This window comes from Bifidobacterium sp. UTBIF-78 (assembly GCF_006408945.1).
GTDB lineage: Bacteria > Actinomycetota > Actinomycetes > Actinomycetales > Bifidobacteriaceae > Bifidobacterium > Bifidobacterium myosotis.
Genome location: NZ_JFAO01000007.1, coordinates 1 through 18,945, shown reverse-complemented (window position 1 = coordinate 18,945; position 18,945 = coordinate 1). Strand labels below are relative to the sequence as shown.

Annotated in this window: 10 protein-coding genes and 2 pseudogenes; 3 read left to right on the top strand and 9 right to left on the bottom strand. The window is 65.3% G+C overall.

All coding sequences use genetic code 11. The features are described from left to right. Positions 1-266 precede the first annotated feature (266 nt). Positions 267-1,673: a hypothetical protein gene (locus tag BG22_RS02420; RefSeq protein ID WP_140492816.1), complete on the top strand. Its 1,407-nt coding sequence runs from the start codon at positions 267-269 to the stop codon at positions 1,671-1,673. 534 nt (positions 1,674-2,207) lie between these two features. On the opposite strand, the gene mfd is transcribed toward BG22_RS02420, so the two are convergent. The 5 genes and pseudogenes from mfd to BG22_RS02400 form a co-directional block, all read right to left on the bottom strand. After that, the gene (mfd, locus tag BG22_RS02415) at positions 2,208-5,705 is read right to left on the bottom strand and encodes a transcription-repair coupling factor (RefSeq protein ID WP_375137683.1); all 3,498 of its coding nucleotides are present in this window, start codon (positions 5,703-5,705) and stop codon (positions 2,208-2,210) included. A 256-nt stretch (positions 5,706-5,961) separates the two neighbouring features. Further along, positions 5,962-6,561 carry an aminoacyl-tRNA hydrolase gene (gene pth, locus BG22_RS02410; RefSeq protein WP_094667658.1) on the bottom strand — a complete coding sequence of 200 codons (600 nt, stop codon included), beginning with the start codon at positions 6,559-6,561 and terminating at the stop codon, positions 5,962-5,964. Positions 6,562-6,889: 328 nt separating this feature from the next. Continuing rightward, positions 6,890-7,207: pseudogene (locus BG22_RS11420) on the bottom strand (GNAT family N-acetyltransferase); the annotation flags it as partial. Positions 7,208-7,408: 201 nt separating this feature from the next. Beyond that, positions 7,409-7,588, bottom strand: a pseudogene (locus BG22_RS11415) (GNAT family N-acetyltransferase); the annotation flags it as partial. 334 nt (positions 7,589-7,922) lie between these two features. After that, complete coding sequence (locus BG22_RS02400) at positions 7,923-11,231, bottom strand: UPF0182 family protein (protein WP_140492813.1); 3,309 nt, start codon at positions 11,229-11,231, stop codon at positions 7,923-7,925. Positions 11,232-11,343: 112 nt separating this feature from the next. Here BG22_RS02400 and BG22_RS02395 point away from each other — a divergent pair, with 112 nt between their 5' ends. After that, positions 11,344-12,651, top strand: coding sequence for a glycoside hydrolase family 3 N-terminal domain-containing protein (locus BG22_RS02395; protein ID WP_375137681.1), 1,308 nt, complete (start codon positions 11,344-11,346; stop codon positions 12,649-12,651). A 20-nt stretch (positions 12,652-12,671) separates the two neighbouring features. On the opposite strand, the gene nadD is transcribed toward BG22_RS02395, so the two are convergent. From nadD to glyA, 4 genes are all read right to left on the bottom strand, one after another. Then, on the bottom strand, positions 12,672-13,349 hold the full coding sequence (gene nadD, locus BG22_RS02390) for a nicotinate-nucleotide adenylyltransferase (protein WP_258186172.1): 678 nt from the start codon (positions 13,347-13,349) through the stop codon (positions 12,672-12,674). A gap of 170 nt (positions 13,350-13,519) precedes the next feature. Then, complete coding sequence (locus BG22_RS02385) at positions 13,520-14,047, bottom strand: phosphoribosylglycinamide synthetase (RefSeq protein WP_140492810.1); 528 nt, start codon at positions 14,045-14,047, stop codon at positions 13,520-13,522. After that, on the bottom strand, positions 14,044-15,339 hold the full coding sequence (locus tag BG22_RS02380; protein ID WP_140492807.1) for a glutamate-5-semialdehyde dehydrogenase: 1,296 nt from the start codon (positions 15,337-15,339) through the stop codon (positions 14,044-14,046). Before BG22_RS02380 ends, BG22_RS02385 begins: the two co-directional genes overlap by 4 nt. A gap of 128 nt (positions 15,340-15,467) precedes the next feature. Continuing rightward, positions 15,468-16,775: a serine hydroxymethyltransferase gene (gene glyA, locus BG22_RS02375; protein WP_094667664.1), complete on the bottom strand. Its 1,308-nt coding sequence runs from the start codon at positions 16,773-16,775 to the stop codon at positions 15,468-15,470. 368 nt (positions 16,776-17,143) lie between these two features. On the opposite strand from glyA, the gene thrC reads away from it, so the two are divergent. After that, positions 17,144-18,634, top strand: a complete 1,491-nt coding sequence (gene thrC, locus BG22_RS02370; RefSeq protein WP_140492805.1) for a threonine synthase — start codon at positions 17,144-17,146, stop codon at positions 18,632-18,634. Positions 18,635-18,945: the final 311 nt, after the last annotated feature.

Sequence of the window (18,945 nt, the reverse complement as noted above, 5' to 3'; positions counted from 1 at the left end):
GCGTACATACAGTCCCCTTGAGGCATGTTTGAGGCATTCGACGGCGGCACACAGAGTCCCGGCTCCGCCACGACCGGACCGCAGGCCATAAGCCGCCGCCGTTACGCCGTCACAGTTCAGTCCGACGCGGCCAGGCATCGCTGTCCCGGGACTATCGTGGGAGCAAGGAACTGTTCCATGGACGGTCGGGTACACCGGCGGCCGGATGACAACGGACCGTACAAGGGACGAGAGCCGGATGGAACCGGATGAAACGAGGGAAGACGATGAGTGGAATCGGGAATGGGTCGCCCATGCACTGCCCGTATTGCGGCACCGCCGTGACCGGACACGGCAGGTTCTGCGCGAAGTGCGGAAGCCAGCTGCCCGATGAGGTGATGCCGGAGATGACGTCAGCCTCCGATGCAGCGAATGCAGCAAACGTCACGGCTCCCGCAGACGCCGGTTCCTCTGCGAACGCCAATGCTTCCGCGAACGCTGGTATCTCCGCAAATGCCAATGCCGCAATGAACACCGATGCCGCCGCGAACGCGGGCGGCCCGGCTTCGGCAACCGCCGCGTTGCCGCCAGTGCCGTTGCCGCCGATGGCAACGCCGACATCGACACCGCAGCAGCAGACCAGGCAGCAGCCGCAGGAGACGCATGGCTCACAGGACGTGAGGGTGCGCAATCCCGGCGGCATCAACAGGACCACGGTCATCATCACTGCTGTCATCGCCGTAGCGATCGTCGTAGCGGCCATCGTCGGATTCGTGGTGTGGCGCACGAGCCGCGAGCGCGCCGTGGCCAGCTGTCAGGAATCGGTGCTGCAACTGAAGGACTCGCAGTCGGACCTCAACAAAATCATCGGCGAGGCCCAGCAGGCTGCGGACGCCGCCGGCGCATCGGATGCCTCCTCGACCCTCTCCGAGACGCTGAAGAAGGCGCAAAAGGCGGCGGACACAGCGGTCGACTCGTGTGCCTCCGATCCCGAGACCGTGCGCAACACGGCTGACGCGCTGCGCACGACGATTGCGAGCATCCGGAAGACCCTGACCGGGGCGACCACGGAGCAGCAGAAGCAAGCGCTCGCCGACGCGAAGTCGAAGCTCAAGAGTGTCATCGACACCGCGACCTCGACGCTGAACTCCTCCGACGGCAAGGTCGACGATCAGGCGGTGCGCGATGCGTTGTCCAAAGCGTTGGACAACGCGAACAAGCTGTTGGATTCCGGTACGAACGTCAAGGAGCTCGACCAAGCCGCCGGCGCGCTAGACAAGGCGCGCGCCGCGGTCGATGCCGCCGTGACCAAATGGAACGCAGAGGACGACAACCGCTGCTCGTCGATTGCCAGGGATTTCTTCGCAGGATTGATGGGAGGGAATCCGGTTCTCTCAGCCGACTGCACGGTGCAAATGGTGAGCGCACCCAGCCCAAGCAATGTTATCTATACCATGGAAGGTTCATATGTGCCGGGAACGTTCCATAGCAATGCCGATGGAACCGCAAGTTGGAGAGGAAGAGGATCGTCAGGCAATACCGGTACGTGGACATACTATCCGACGGGATCCTCCGCACCGGTTCCCGATGATCTGGCCTCCTACTGGGACGAAAACAGCTTCGAACGCTGGCGGGAATATCCGGTTCTCATCGGCCCCGAAAGCGACCAATGCTACACGGCATATTCTAGGTAACAGGGACCGTACGGTTCAAACAACTGAATCGATTCGTTCCCGATAATTCCTCCGGTCCGCCCTGCATTCGGAATCACGTCGATTCCGAATGCAGGAGAGGGAGTCGCACCCAAAAACAGTCGCATCGAAGAGACTGTCCGGTTCGAGCGGATGGTCGCGTCCGAAGGCACGCCGAACACAATCATCCCGTGAACGCAGCCGCGAACCGACCGGGCGGTCAGACGGACTGTAAGTACGCGTCCCGTCGAAGGCCCCGCGTACTTACAGTCCGTTTCGGGCCTTGTAGCGACGGTATGTACGCGGGTACTGCGTCATCCCGCATACATACCGTCCGTTCGGGGCTTCGGAGGGACTGTATGTACGCGGCAGCTTCGTCACTCCGCGTACATACAGTCCGTTTGAGGCGTGTTTGAGGCATCCGACGCCGTCGCGCGGGGTCCCCCGGCTCCGCCCCACTCCCACTCGCAGCAGACCGTAGCCTCCGCCCCGCCCCAACCAGACCGCAGGCTATAAACCGCCGCCGCTATGCCGCCGCTACTTGCGCGGCTTGGGCGTCCAAGCCAGATCGTCCAACAGCTGGTTGGCCCACAGCACGATCTGGTCGGAGCTCATCGGGCCTTGGCCGAGCGAACCGTTGAACGGCGCGGGGACCAGTAGCTGGTGGGTGACCGGGCGGTACTGCGTGCCCTTGTAGATGCGGGCCATGCGCATCTGCACGGATTCGGGCGGATCGATACGGCCCACGCGCACACGGTTGGACTGCGCCAGAATCTCGGAGACGCCCAGCTTGCGGGCCTTGAACTTCAGCCGCGCCACGTCGAACAGCGTCTCGAACTCCTCGGGCAGCTTGCCGTAACGGTCGGCGAGCTCCTCGGCCAGATCCTTCAGATCGGTCTCGTTGCGCGCGGAGGCGAGCTTGCGGTACGCCTCGAGACGCAGCTTGTCCGAATCGATGTAGTCCACCGGGATGGAGGCCTCGATGGGCAGGTCGATGGACACGGCCACCGGCTCCACGTTCTCCTCGGGTTCCTTGTACTTCTCCACCGCCTCGGACACCATGCGCACGTAGAGGTCGAATCCCACACCCTCGATGTGGCCGGACTGCTCGTCACCCAGCAGGTTGCCGGTGCCGCGCAGCTCCAGATCCTTCATCGCCACGTCGAAGCCGGAGCCGAGCGCCGTGTTCTGGGCGATGGTGGCCAGTCGGTCGTGCGACTGCTGAGTCATCGGCTTGGCAGGGTCGTACAGGAAGTAGGCGTACGCGCGCTCGCGGCCACGGCCCACACGGCCGCGCAGCTGGTGGAGCTGCGAGAGGCCGAAGCGGTCGGCGTGGTCCACGATGAGCGTGTTCGCGTTCGAGATATCGAGACCGGTCTCGATGATCGTGGTGCACACGAGCACGTCGATGTCGCGGTGCCAGAAGTCGCGGATGATCTGGTCGAGCTGCTTCTCCCCCATCTTGCCGTGGGCGATGCCGACGCGGGCCTCGGGAACCAGCGTGTGCAGCTTGTCAGCCACATGCGCGATGTCCTGCACGCGGTTGTGCACGTAGAACACCTGGCCGCCGCGCAACAGCTCGCGGCGCACTGCCGCGGTGACCTGCGCGTCCTCGTAGGCGCCCACATAGGTGAGCACGGGCAGTCGGTCCTCGGGCGGCGTGGCGAGCGTGGACATCTCGCGGATGCCGGTCACGGCCATCTCCAACGTGCGCGGGATAGGCGTGGCGGAGAGCGACAGCACGTCCACATTGGTTCTCAGGGCCTTGAGGGTCTCCTTGTGCTCGACGCCGAAACGCTGCTCCTCGTCGATGATCACGAGGCCCAGGTCCTTGAACTTGACTTTGGGATTGAGCAGCTTGTGCGTGCCGATGACCACGTCCACCGTGCCCTCTTCAAGCCCGGCGATGGTCTCGTTGATCTCCTTGGTGGTCTGGAAGCGGCTCATGGCGGCCACGTTCACCGGGAATCCCTCGAAGCGTTCGCTGAACGTCTCGTAATGCTGCTGCACGAGCAACGTGGTGGGTACGAGCACGGCCACCTGCTTGGAGTCCTGCACGGCCTTGAACGCGGCGCGCACGGCGATCTCGGTCTTGCCGAAGCCCACGTCGCCGCAGATGAGGCGGTCCATCGGCACGGACTTCTCCATGTCCGCCTTGACCTCGTCGATGGTGGTGAGCTGGTCGGCGGTCTCCTGGTAGGGGAAGGCGTCCTCCAGTTCCTTCTGCCACGGGGTGTCCGGGCTGAAGGCGAATCCGCGGGCGCGCTGACGGGCGGAGTACAGCTTGATGAGGTCGTCGGCGATCTCGTGGACGTGCTTGCGTGCCTTGGCCTTGGTGGCCGCCCAGTCGGAGCCGCCCAGCTTGTTGAGCTTGGGCACCTCGGCGCCGATGTACTTGCTGACCTGATCGAGCTGATCGGTGGGGATGAACAGCTTGTCCGCCGGCGCGCCGCGTTTGCTGGGCGCGTATTCGATGACGAGGTATTCACGGGTGGTCCGGTTGGCGCCGGTGCCGATGGTGCGCTGGCGCATCTCCACGAACCGGCCGATGCCGTGCTGCTCGTGAACCACGTAGTCGCCCTTCTTGAGCTCCATCAGATCGATGGCCTTGCGGCGGCGCTTCGGCGTCTTGGCGACGGCCACTGCGGACGTGCGGCCGGTCAGGTCGCGCTCGGTGAGCAGGGCGATCTTCGCCGCACCATCCACGAAGCCGTCGATGGCCTGGGAGCGGATCGTGTCGAACGTGGCGATGCCGGTGGTGTTGATGGCGCGCTTGAGTCGGGCGAGCGTGCCGGCTGCGGCTGCGGTGATGGTGACGTCGAATCCGGCGTCGATCAGGCCTTCGATGCCACGGCTGGCCTTGGCCTCGTCGCCGCGGAATTCGGCCGGGTTCTGCGCGTCGAGCTGCACATGGCCGGGCAGGGTGGCGTCCACGCCGAAACTGGTGAGGCGGACCACGTCATGTTCGGAGTATTCGAGGGCGCTGATGGTCTCCTCGAAATCGAGGAAGCTCGCCTCGTCGAAGCTGATGGGCGCGCCGGCGCCGTGACCGGATGCGGCGACGTGCCAGCTGGCGGCCAGGAATTCGTTTGCGGTTTTGGCCAGATCCTCGGCGGAACGACGCAGTTTCTCCGGGTCGCTGAGCAGGATGACGGCGTCCTTCGGCAGCAGCGAGGGCACCGGCTCCAGATGGTCCACGAGCGCGGGCATCAGCGATTCCATGCCTTCGACCGGGATGGCGTTGGCGATGGATTCGAGCATGTCCTCGGCGTTCGGGATTGAACCGATGAGCGCCTTGGCGCGCTTGCGCACCGCGTCGGTGAGCTGCAGTTCTCGGCATGCGGTGGCCCAGATGGTCCTGAGGCCATCGCCGTAGGTGCGTTGGTCGGAGGCGTGGAATTCCCTGATGGTGTCGATCTCGTCGCCGAAGAACTCGATGCGCACCGGATGCGGCGCGGTCGGCGGGAACACGTCGAGGATGCCGCCGCGTACCGCGAATTCGCCGCGGTCCATGACCAGTTCGACGCGCGTGTAGGCGTTCTCGATGAGTCGCCTGGCGGCCTCGTCGAGCGGCAGGTCCTCCCCCACGGTGAACACGAGCGGTTCCACGTCACCCAGATTCCTGACCACGGGCTGGATAAGGGAACGCACCGGCATCACCAGAATGCGGATGGGACCGAACATCGGGTCGTGCGCGTCCGGATGCTTGAGCCGGCGGAACACGGCCATGCGGCTGGCCACGGTGTCGGCGCGCGGGCTCAGCCGTTCATGAGGCAACGTCTCCCACGCCTCAAGCTGGGCGATGTCGTTCGGGTCGCCGTCATACCAGGACCGCAGCGCGCCGACGGTCTCCTCAGCCTCACGGCCGGAGGCGACGACGAGGATCACCGGCTTGCCGGCGCGATGGCCGGACTCGTCGTCAGCGTTCTGCGGGGCGGTCCGCATGGTGGTCGGTGCGGTGGCCTGCGCGGCATCGTCTTGCGCAAGACCTTGTGCGATGGCCGCAGCAAGTGCCGGGCGCAGGCCGTCGGGCATGCCGGCCAGAATCGACGGGTCGGCGCCGGATTCCTCGGATGGCGTGATGTCGCCGGCGGCCAGGGCGCGGAAGTTCGGGTCCTTGAGCAACTGGGCCAGCACGCCGGCCAGTGAGCCATCGATCGGCTGACCATTGACGGAGGCCGGGGAAGCTACGGTCTGCGAGGATGCGGCGGAGGCTGATGCGGCGCGGGAACCGGACACGGAATCGGATGCGATGCCGGAGACGCCGGTGGCCGGAGTGCCGGATGCGGCGTCAGCGGCCATTGAACATCTCCTGGGTCTTGGCGAGGCCCTTGAAGACGATGTCCTCGGCGGCGTCGGCACCGTCGGCCAGGAATTCGGGCAGCTGCTTGCGTTGGTCGGGGCCGAATCCGCCGAGCACCCAGTTGACCGTGTTGTCGTGTGCATTGGGGCCGCGCTTGGCGTGGCCGACGCCCATGCGCACGCGGGCGTACTTCGGCGTGCCCAAGGACCGGTCGATGGATTTGATGCCGTTGTGGCCGCCCGCCGAGCCGCCGGCCTTGACCTTGATGCGGCCGAATTCCAGGTCCATGTCGTCGTGGATCACCACGATGTGGTCCGGTTCGATCTGGTAGTAGGCGGAGATGGAGGCCACGGCGTTGCCGGAGTCGTTCATGTAGGTGAGCGGCTTGGCCAGGAAGAACTTGACGGTACGGCCCTCGAGGTTCATCGCGCCTTTGCCGAGCATGGCGAGGCCCTTGTGGTCGGAGAAGGCCACCGACCAGCGTTCGGCCAGCAGGTCCGCGGTCATGAAGCCCATGTTGTGACGGGTGCCCTCATACTTCTTGCCGGGATTGCCCAGTCCCACGATCAGCCAGAAATCCGATGCCATGTCGCTCCTCGTTGCTTCTCATGCACTTCCATTGCCGTGCCCGGCGTCATGCAATCGGCATGCGGCGGGGCGGCAAATCAACCTTCAAGATTGTACTCGGCCCGCCTCGACTTCACGCCTCCGCTACACCGACACCGGGGGTGAGACCCGTCGTGAGCCGCAACGAACGGCCGGACAGTCGAGCTGGCTCCGTGTTCTTCATCGGGGCATCCCGCGATAGGAACCCGTTGAGCACCGAGCACGCCTCGGGGCTGCCGAGTCGGCTCATCGAGTCGGCTCATCGAAAGGGAGGCCCGGCAATCCAGTCGGCAGACTTCCATACAGGTGACTACAGATCGAGATACCAGTAGGACATGTCTCGCATGGTGCCGGTGGAGTCGGTGGCGGCGGAGGGCATGAGACCGAACCGGGTGAAGCCGAAGCGCCGCATCAGGGCGATGGAGCCGGCGTTGTCCGCGAAGATGATGCCACAGGCCTTGCGCATCTGACGGGCACGGGCCTCATCAAGCAGCCGTCCGAGCAGGAAGGTGCCCACTCCCCTGCCCTGCCATGCGGGGTCGATGTAGTAGGCGAGGTCGGTGACGCCGTCGTAGCCGGCACGGTCGTAGAAGACCGACAGCGCGCCGAAGCCGATGACCCGCGTCGCGGTGCCAGTGCCATCTTTGGAATCGATGCTGCTCTCAGGCTTGGCATCGTCATCTATCCCGTCGCGGTCTTCGGCCACCGGCATCGTCGCCCCGGTATCGTCTCCGGAACCGACAACGCGTTCCGGACCGATGCCTTCGGGGCCGACGCCGTTCCCCGCTTCGCCGCCGCCCGCCGCGGCACCGCCTTCGGCCGTCGATGCCTCCACCACGAAGACGCCGTAGGGCGGCCGGTGCGATTCCACCCATGCCCGGCGCTGATCGAGGGTGCGCGGGACAAGGTCGGCGGTGGACCCGCCGGCGATGACGGAGGCGTTGTAGATGTCGGTGATGGCCTGAAGATCCGATTCGACGGCCGGTCTGAACGTGAACGTATAGGGCATGCGCACAGCCTAGCATCGCCGCGCGCGGAGAGGTCGGTTCTGGGCATATACCGGCCATGAACCGACGCCAAATAACAGTTCTGGGCATATGCGTGTCAGATACGGCGGAAAATCGCCTGTATCTGACACGCATATGCCCAGAACGTCGTATATGAACCGTATATGCCCAGAATAACCGGTCGGATTATGCCCAGAATCCCATGCACGGACAGTCCACGGCCAGTTAACTGGTCCGATTATGCCCAGAACATCACGCACGGGCAGTCCGCGACCGGACGATCGGCCAATAATCGGCCCGATTATGCCCAGAATCCCATGAGCAGCGGCCCTAGGCCTACTTGTCGAGTTCGAGGGCCTTGTTCAGGGCGTCCTCGAGCTGCTGCTGGGCCTTGCCGTAGGCGGTCCAGTCGCCGTTCTTCATGGCGGACTGGCTGTCCTTCATGGCCTGGGCGGCATCCTCGAGGGCCTGCTGCAGCTCCGGGCTGCGTGCCGCGCCCGAACCGGATGTGCCGGAGGACGTGCCGCCGGAAGCACCGGAACCGGAACCGTCGGCCTTGCCCTGATCGGACTGGTCCGTCGAGCCGTTGTTCGCATCGCCGGACTGACCGCCCTGTTCGTCGGACGAGCCGGACGAGCCAGTCGAACCCTGCGAGCCCGAGTCGGACCCATCCGCGTTCTGCGCATCGCCCGCGGCCGCGCCGGAATCGCCGCCGAACACCTGATCGAGCGCCTCGTCCAAGGTGTCCGCGAAACCGACCTGATCGCCGAAGGCCACCAGCGTCTTCTTGAGCAACGGGAACGACGTGGTGCCCGAGGACTTGACGTATACGGGCTGCACGTAGACGAGTCCGCCGCCGAGAGGCAGCGTGAGCAGGTTGCCGCGCACCACCTGAGTGTCGCCGGATTGCAGCAGGTTCAGTTCCTTGGACACATCCGCGTTGGCGTTGAAGTTGTTCTGCGCCTGTCCGGGGCCGGGCACGTTCGAGTCCTTCGGCAGCTCCTGCAGTCGGATGGTGCCGTAGTTCGGGCCGATCACGCCCTTCTCGTTGCCCGCGTCCGAATCCACCGACAGGAAGCCGGTCAGGATCTCACGGGTGGACTGGCCGGCCGGGATGTACGTGGAGGTCAGGGAGAAGATGGGCTCCTCGGTGCCACCGGTCTGCAGCGTCAGGTAGTACGGCGGCTGCAGGATGTCCTGGTCCTGCTGGGCCTGGGACTCGGTGGGGTCCACCGGCGTCTGCCAGAAGTCCTCGCCGGAGTAGTACTGGTTGGCCGAGGTGACGTGGTACTTGGAGAGCAGGTCACGCTGAACCTTGAACAGGCCCTCCGGGTAGCGCAGGTGACTCATCAGGTCGCCGGAGATCTCGCTCAGCTGGTGGTACTGGCCGGGGAAGATCTTCTCCCACGCCTTAATCACCGGGTCGGACTGGTCCCAGACGTAGAGGTCCACGGAACCGTCGTAGGCGTCCACGGTGGCCTTGACCGAGTTGCGAATGTAGTTGGCCTGCTGGGAGCCGAGCGAGGAGACCGTCGCGGAGGACACCGTGGTGGAGTCCTTCGTGGAGGTGCCCAGATTCGTCATCTGCGAGTACGGGTAGGCGTCGGAGGTGGTGTAACCATCGACGATCCACTTGACGCGGCCGTCCACCACCGCCGGGTACACGCGGCCGTCGAGCGTCAGGTACGGCGCGACCTTGGCCACGCGCTCCTTCGGCGAGCGGTCGTAGAGGATCTGCGAGTCGGAGGTCACACGGTCGGAGAAGAGGATCTGGTCCGAGCCGAAGCGGATCGCATACAGGATGCGGGAGAACAGGTTGCCCACGGACGGTCCGCCGTCGCCCTTGAATGTGGTCAGCGCGCCCTCGGAACCGGTCGGGTAGTCGAACTCCCACGGCTGGGTACCTTCGGGGGCACCCACGATGGAGTACTCGGTGGTGTTCGGGGAGAAGTAGATGCGCGGCTCGTACTTCTCGGCATCGGTGAGCTTGCCCTGCGTGGGGATGCCCGACTCGAAGAACTCGGGCTGGCCGTCGGCGGTCACCTTGTTGCCGTAGGCGGCCACCACGCCGTATCCGTGGGTGTAGACGGTGTGGTCGTTGACCCAGTTGCGGTTGTCGTTGCCGTCAAGGTCCAGCTCGCGGGCGGCGATCACGGTGTCCTGGGAGACGCCGTCGATCTCGTACTTGTCCACGGCGAGAGTGTCGGCGAAGGTGTAGTACTGCTTGGACTGCTGCAGCTGCTTGAACGTGGGGCTGACCACCTGCGGGTCGAGCAGTCGGATCTGCGCGGTGGTGTCCGCCTCCTTGGCCAGTGCGCCCTGCTCGCCCTTGCTGGTGACCGTGTACTGCTCGGTCTTGAGCTTGTCGAGACCGTAGGCGGCGCGGGTGGCGTCGATGTTGCGCTGGATGTAGGTGGATTCCATCTCCTGGGCGTTCGGGTTCACGCGGAAGCGCTGCAGCAGCAGCGGCCATGCCATCGTAAGCACGAGGGAGACCACCACGAACGCGGCGACCGAAACCACCGGCACGCGCCATGCCTTGATGGCCGCCGAGGCGCGCACGCCAAGGGATGCCTGGCCTTCAAGCGCATGGGAGCGCATAAGCCACACGCCGAGCACCACGCCGAGGATGGCGGTGAGCGCGGCCATGATGAAGGTGACCGGGATGTTGGCGTGCACGGCAGTGTAGGAGGCGCCGGTGATGCGCGAGCCCTGCACGGTGAGCTGGTCGAACACGCCCACGGCCTGACGCGCGGCCCAGGCGAACATGTTGAGCATGAACCAGATGGCGATCTGGCGGCGGGCGCGCTTGGTGATGGCGAACAGGCCCCGACCCTTGACGGGCATGGTCAGGCGGATGCCGCCCATGAGCACATGGGTGATCAGGGAGAACACCAGTCCGACGCCGAGCAGCATGGCCACGGCCGCCAGCACGAGCTTGAGTCCCGGCAGCACGAACACGTAGAAGCCGGTGTCCAGCCCGAACTGCGGATCGGTGACGCCAAAGCTCTGGGCGTTGAACATGAGCAGGATCTCGCTCCAGTTGGCGTTGAACTGCGCGCCGAAGATCACGCCCACGATGAGCGAGACCACCACGGCCACACGGCGGGCGGTCTTCGAGCTGAAGGACTTGCCCACTTCGATCACGTCGCCGTTGATGCGGATGGTCGAGCCATCCGCCGCGTCCGGGCGGGCGCGGATCGCCAGCCATGCAGCGACGAAACCGGTCAACGCCATGAGCAGCGCGTACGCCACCCACAGTCCCACCTTGACGCCCAGCTGGGTCCACACCACGGATTGGAAGCCGAGCTGGCCATACCACATGAGATCCGTGATGAAACGGGACAGGCCGAAGAACAGGCCCACGATGACGACCAGCGCCAACACCACGCCGATCAGCGCCTTGGTGCCACGGCTCGACCCGCCGCCCGAGCCTGCCGGCATGCGGGTCAGTCGCGGATTGCCGGGGCCGTGCGGCGGGCGGGGGCCTCCGGCGTTGGATGCGCGTCCGGCGCCACCATGGTCGGGACCATCCCCATCGGCCTCGACATCAAGAATGATCGGATCGTCGTCATCAGCCTTGCCGCGGCGCGAATCGCCGCCTCCGTTGCCGAACAGTATCGAGAAAGGGTCGTTGAAAGACATGGTCCCAGCCTACAGACAGGTCGGGAATGGGGATTATGCCGCGAGCGCACAGGCTACTTCCAGCGAACCCGGCCGCCGCGCAGGAGCACACCCTGACCTACTCTTAGGAATCATGAGAAGAGTTCGTCCGCAACATCTGCATGCCTCCCGTTCCGTCCGCAAGGCCTCCCATGTAGGCATGGTGGCCGCAGCCGTCATCTGCGTGCTGGCGCTGGCTTTGGCGGGCACGGTAGCCTACGGGTGGCGCACGGGCGCGTTCGACTTCCTACGCGGCGCGAACGCCGCATCCGGCTCGGGCACCGGCGCGAAGAACGCAGCGGACGGCGGCGGGAACCAGTCGCTCAACCGCATCTCCTCCCCCAAGCCCGACGATTCAGCCGCCGCCCAGGCGCGCCGGCTAGTCTCGGCGATGAGTCTGTCGGAGCGTGTCGGGCAGCTCGTCATGGTGCCGCTGTTCGCCGGGACCGACCCGTCGGCCTTGGCATCGACCATCCAGAACGACCACGCGGGCTCGGTACTCATCATCGGCAATTGGACCGGCGGCACCGCGAGCGTGAAGGCCGCGGCCGACCAGTTGCAGGGCTATGCGCCGAGCGGCAACCGTCTCATCATCGCCACCGATCAGGAAGGCGGACAGGTGCAGCACCTGACCGGCACGGGATTCGACGTGATGCCCTCGGCCGTCGAACAGGGGGCGATGGGCACGGATCAATTGCGCGCATCGGCCAAGACGTGGGGATCGCAACTGACTGCGGCGGGCGTGAACGTCGATCTGGCACCGGTGCTCGGCACGGTCACGGTGGATCGCGCCTCGAACGCCCCGATCGGCGCGCTGAACCGCGACTTCGGGCTGGACGCCGCAGGCAATGCGGCGCATGGCGTGGCGTTCGTCGAAGGCATGCGGGACGCCGGCGTCGAAACCTCGGTCAAGCATTATCCGGGTCTGGGCGCGGTGACCGGCAACACGGATTTCACCGCCGAGGGCATTCTCGACACGACCACCACGCTGGACGGGGATGAGATCGGCGCGTTCGATACGGCCATCAGGCAGTCCTCACCGGCCATGGTGATGATGTCGCTGGCCACCTATCAGGCCATCGACCCCGCGAATCCGGCGGTGTTCTCCTCGGCGATCATCGAGAAGCATCTGCGCGGCGATCTGGGATATGACGGCGTGGTGACCTCGGATTCGCTGTCCGCCGAAGCCCTGAGCGGCTATGACGCCACGCAGCTCGGCGTGAGGATGATCGAGGCGGGAGGCGATCTGGCCTGCATCGGTCAGGTGGACTATGTCGAGCCGATTCTGCGCGGGCTCAACATGCAGGCCTCGGCCGACGATGCGTTCGCCAAGAAGGTGACCGAATCCGCCGTACGTGTGATGACGCTGAAGATCAGAATGGGTCTGGCACAGGCGAAGTAGCGGGCCGAGGCCGCCGGCCTCTACTCGGCGTGGACGTGCGAGTACAGGCCGTGCTTGCCGATGTATTGGACCACGCCGTCCGGCACGAGGTACCAGACCGGCTCGTTGTGCTCGGCACGACGACGCACATCGGTCGAGGAGATGGCCAAGGCGGGGATTTCGAGCGTGTCCACCTTGCCTTCGGGCAGGGTCACGCCATCGGGACTGGAATATCCCGGACGGGTGACGGCCACGAAGTGGGCGAGATCCCACATGAGTTCGGCGTCCTTCCACTGCATGATCTCGGCCACGGCGTCCGCACCGGTGATGAAGAACAGCTCCGCGTCCGGGTGCTGGGCGCGGATGTCGCGCAGCGTGTCGATGGTGTAGGTGACGCCCGGACGGTCGATATCCACGCGCGAGACGGTGAACTTCGGATTGGAGGCGGTGGCGATCACGGTCATGAGATACCGGTCCTCGGCATTGGTCACATGCTTGTCCAGCTTGAAGACGGGCCGGCCGGTGGGCACGAAAATCACCTCGTCCAGGTCGTAGACCCATGCGACCTCCGATGCGGCGACCAAATGGCCGTTATGGATCGGGTCGAAGGTGCCGCCCATGATGCCGATGCGCAGCCGGCTATGCCAGTTGCCGCGCGCCGAAAGCCGTCCACGACCGTGTCCGGCATGATCCATGTCCTGACCGGACAGGTCGCTCATGCGTCGGGCGCCCTCGCCGCCGGGTTCGCCCGCTGCGATGTGCTCGTCCCCATTCCGGGATGCCCCGGATTCCCGGCTCATCGGACGGTCCGGCTCAGTCATCCGCCCTGATTCCACTTCCACGGTCTCCGCGTCCTGTACGGCGACGAGTTCGGCCGGTTCGCTGCCGCTCATGCGATGCCGTCCTTGTCGGCCGCCTGCGTCTCCTGTTCGATCTCGTCGGCCGTGGGATCGCCCTCCTGCGGGTCGATCTTGCCCATATCCTCGTTCCACTCGTCCTGGACCACGCGGCGGATCTCCGCGAACGTGGGCAACGGGAAGTCCGGCTGGTAGAGACGACGAATCTCGGCCACCCGCTCGGTGATGCGGATGAGCGTGTCGGTCATGCCGTCGATGTCGCCGTCGCGCTCCATCTGCGAGAACTTGGCGATGTAGCCCTCCATGAGCTCCATGTGCTCGCGGACGGTGTGCAGCTGATCGTCGTCCAGATCCACCACATCGGGCGAATCGGTCTCGGGCCAGCCGATGAGCACGGCGTCCGCATACTCCAGCGACGCACGCTGGGCGGCGGAGGCGATGCCATCCTCGATCTGGACTAGAAAGACGTACCGCACGATGCTCAGCCGTTCGGCCGCGATTTTCAGTCCGAGCTTGCCGTCCTGCGTCTCGCCGGCGGTATCCTTGATGTTCTCGCTCATGCGCGCACCTGTCCTGTTCCGTAGCCGATCCATTTGGTGGTGGTCATCTCCTGCAATCCCATCGGACCGCGGGCGTGCATCTTCTGCGTGGAGATGCCGAGTTCGGCGCCGAAGCCGAACACGCCGCCGTCGGTGAAGCGGGTGGAGGCGTTGACCATGACCACTGCCGAGTCTATACGCTTGGTGAAGGTCTCGATGGCCTCGTAGTCCTCGGCGATGATCGATTCGGTATGGCCGGTGGAATGCCGGTTGATGTGTTCAATGGCCTCGTCCAGATCGGCGACCACCTTGACACCCATCCTGAGCGCGAGATACTCGGTGTCCCAATCCTCGTCGGTGGCGTGGTTGAGCGCGACGCCCTCGATGGCGGCACCTTGGATGATGTCGTAGGAGACGGTGTCCGCCTGCAGCACCACGTCCGCCTGCGCGAGGGCCGTGGCGATGGCGGGCAGGAACTCGGCGGCCACATCCTTGTGCACCAGCAGCTTCTCGGCGGCGTTGCACACGCCCACGCGCTGGGTCTTGGCGTTGAGGATGATCGGGATGGCCTTGGTGAGGTCGCCGGAGCGGTCCACGTAGATGTGCACGTTGCCGGCCCCGGTCTCGATGACGGGCACCTTGGAGTTGCGCACCACGGCCTGGATGAGCCCCGCGCCGCCGCGCGGCACGAGGACGTCGATATGACCGCGCGCCTCCATCATGGCGGTGGCGCCCTCGCGCCCGTACCGGTCCACGGACTGCACCAGCGCCGGGTCGAAGCCGTGGCTTTCCAGCACGTCGGCGATGACGGACAGCGTTGCGGCATTGGTGCGTTCGGCGGCGTGACCGCCACGGAGCAGCGCTGCGTTGCCGGATTTCAGGCACAGGCTCGCCACGTCCACGGTGACGTTCGGACGGGCCTCGTAGATCATGCCGATGACGCCCATGGGCACGCGCGTCTGCGTCAGGCGCAGACCGTTGGGCAGGTTGTAGCCGCGCACGATCTGACCCACCGGGTCGGGCAGGGTGGCCACATGCCGCACGCCTTGGACGGCGGCGGCCACACGCGGGGCGTCGAAGAGCAGACGATCGAGCTTGCCGGCATCCATGCCGGCATCCCGTGAGGCGATCATGTCAAGCTCGTTGGCGCCGGCAATGTCATCGGCGTGGGCGTCAAGCGCGTCGGCGATGGCGAGCAGCAGTTCGTTCTTGGCCTCGGTGTCGGCCTGCGCAAGCCGACGCTGAGCCTGGGCGGCGCGGTCGGCCTGCGCGCACACGGCGTCGAATACCTTGGTGGTCAGTTCATCGCTCATAACAGACAAGGGTAACGCACAATGCGGCATGCCGCCTGTTTCGGGCCGTTTCTCACTGAGCAGGCAGGAAATACGACTTGGCTCCCCTCTGCGAAGAGAGCCACTGAGGGGAGCCAGTCAATCATCAATCAGTGGATCTGGTCGAGGTCCGGATAGAGCGGGAAGTCCTCGACGAGCTTGTCCACGCGGGCCTTGAGCGCGGTCACGTCGGCGGACGGGCCGGCGGCGAGCGCGGTGCCGATGATGTCGGCCACCTCCTCGTATTCCTTCGGTCCGAAGCCGCGCGTGGCGAGCGCGGAGGTGCCGATGCGCAGGCCCGAGGCGACCGAGGCCGGGCGCGGGTCGAACGGCACGGTGTTGCGGTTGATGGTGATGCCGCAGGCGGCCAGCAGATCCTCGCCCTGCTTGCCGTCCATCTCGGAGTTGCGCAGGTCGACCATCACCAGATGCACGTCGGTGCCGCCGGTGAGGACGGTGATGCCGTTGGCCTTGACGTCGTCGGCAAGAAGACGGTCGGCGAGGATCTTCGCGCCGTCGAGCGTGCGCTGCATGCGGTCCTTGAACTCCGGGGTGCCCGCCACCTTGAAGCTCACGGCCTTACCGGCCACCACATGCATGAGCGGACCGCCCTGCTGGCCGGGGAACACCGAGGAGTTGAGCTTCTTGGCGTACTCCTGCTTGGCCAGGATGAAGCCGGAGCGCGGGCCGCCGAGCGTCTTGTGGGCCGTGGAGGAGACCACGTCCGCGTACGGCACCGGGCTCGGGTGCAGGCCCGCGGCGACAAGACCGGCGAAGTGGGCCATGTCCACCCAGAACTTGGCGCCCACCTCGTCGGCGATCGCCTTCATGGCCTTGAAGTCCTCGATGCGCGGGTAGGCGGACCAGCCGCCGATGATCATGGCGGGGTGGGTCTCGAGCGCGCGCTGACGGATGATCTCCGGGTCGATGCGGAAGGTCTCGGGGTTCACGCCGTAGGCTTCGGCGTGGTAGAAACGGCCGGAGAAGTTGATCTTCATGCCGTGGGTCAGGTGGCCGCCGTGGTCGAGGGCGAGGCCGAGCACGGTGTCGCCGGGCTTGACGAGCGCCTGATAAACGGCGGCGTTGGCCTGTGCGCCGGAATGCGGCTGGACGTTGGCGTATTCGGCGCCGAACAGCGCCTTGGCGCGCTCGCGGGCGATGGTTTCGATCTGGTCGACGTATTCGCAGCCGCCGTAGTAGCGGCGTCCCGGATAGCCCTCAGCGTACTTGTTCGTGAGCACGGAGCCCTGCGCCTGGAGGACCGCGCGCGGCACGAAGTTCTCGGAGGCGATCATCTCGAGGCCGTCCTGCTGGCGGTGCAGCTCGGAGTCGAGCAGCTCGGCGATCTCGGGGTCGGCGGCGCTGATGGGCGCGTTGAAGGCGTCGGTGGCTTTCTGGGCGAGTGATGAAGCGGTCATCTGTGCTCCTTTGTCAGTGTGGGCAACGACTGGCATGCCGTTTGGGCGTCGAGTGTACGACGTGTTTGTGGCCGCGCTGTTTCCTCCGTGCGCCGAATCGGGCGAATTGTCCCGATGATTGGCAGAAAAACACGGGACATGCCGTCTCGAGATATGGACTTGACCGCATGGGCTTGACCACGCATCTCCCCGATTCGCGAAACGTGTCCTCGATGCCGATCTGTCGAGCAATCCGTCGAACGATACGTCGAAGAATCTGTCATGCGAGACGCCGCACCGCCTACGCCCATGCCGCACGCTAAAATGGTGAGGATTCGATCCACCCCTTAATAAGGCTGTTCGTCATTCACAGACTAAGGATTTCAACCGTGGCTACCACCTTCCATTCCACCCGTTCCACCACCGACTCGCTGACCGCCAAGCAGGCGATCCGCAAAGGCATCGCAGACGACGGCGGCCTGTTCGTTTCGGACGACCTGGGCAAGACGAAGGTGGACGTCGCCTCCCTTGCCGGCAAGTCCTACCAGCAGATCGCGGCCGAGGTACTCAGCATCCTGTTGCCGGATTTCTCCGCCGAGGAGCTGGGCCAGTGCATCGTCGACGCCTACGGCAGCCAGTGGTCGGATGAACGCATCACCCCGCTCAAGCCCCTGGGCGACGACTACGTCCTCGAACTGTTCAACGGCCCGACCTCCGCGTTCAAGGACGTGGCCCTGCAGATTCTGCCTCGCTTCATGGCGCACACCACCCCGGCCGGCGGCGACGCGGACGAGAAGATCATGATTCTGACCGCCACCTCGGGCGACACGGGCAAGGCCGCGCTGGCCGGCTTCGCGGACGCGCCGGGCACCGCCATCACCGTCTTCTACCCGGAAGGCAAGGTGAGCCAGGTGCAGGAGCTGCAGATGACCACGCAGACCGGCTCGAACGTGTCGGTCGCCGCCGTCGAGGGCAACTTCGACGACGCCCAGTCCGCGGTCAAGCGCATCTTCGGCGACCGTGTGCTGGCCAAGAAGCTCGCCGCCGACTCGCATGTGGTGCTCTCCTCCGCGAATTCGATCAACGTGGGCCGTCTGGTGCCGCAGGTCGTCTACTACTTCTCCGCCTACGCACAGTTGCTGGAGCGTCAGGTCATCAATGTGGGCGACGAAGTGGAGTTCGTGGTGCCGACCGGCAATTTCGGCGACATCCTGGCCGGCTACTACGCCAAGCTGCTGGGCCTGCCGGTCAAGCACCTCGTGGTGGCCTCCGACAAGAACAACGTGCTGTTCGACTTCCTCACCACCGGCACGTACAACCGTCAGCGTCCGTTCTTCCAGACGATCTCGCCGTCGATGGACATCCTCATCTCCTCGAACCTCGAGCGCATGCTGTACTACTTCTCCGAGGGCGACACGCGACTGATCGCCATGCTCATGAACGACCTCAACAAGTGGGGTACGTATGAGGTTCCGGAGGAGCTGCTGGCCAAGATCCGCCAGATCTTCGGCACCGGCTGGGCCGACGAGGATCAGGTGCGCGAGTCCATCAAACACTGCTGGGACGAGAACCACTACGTCATCGACCCGCACACCGCCTGCGGCTACTACCTGCTCGAGCAGATGCCGCGCGACCCGTTGACCCCGCGCGTGCTGCTCTCCACCGCGAGCCCGTACAAGTTCCCGCGCGTGGTGAACGAGGCGCTGGGCTTCGACGCCACCGGCACCGACTTCGAATGCATGGACGTGCTCTCGCGTGAGACCGGCACCACCGCCCCGGCCGCCCTGCGCGGGCTCGAGACCGCCGAGGTGCGGTTCACGAACGTCGTGCCGATCGACGGCATGGAGCGTTTCGTGGCCAACGCCGCCGAAGCGCTGTAAGCGTCCCGGCGAATCGTCCTCGAAGGAACCATGACGAAGGGGTGATGGCACGTAGCCATCACCCCTTTCCGTTGTCGCGTCGATGGTCCGACCAACGTGGCATCGGGCTGATGGAATCGGTTGCGGCGGCACCACCATGGCCTTCCGAGCCCGATCCCGTCACTTTCCGCCATGACCACCCCGCTTCCCCACTCTCGGAAACTCTCGGAACACCTCCCATACCGGACGCCTCCCATACCCCTCCACTACGAAAACGGGACGAAACGTAAGTCAGGAACGACCCTGTGTTACGTTTCGTCCCACTTGGGCAC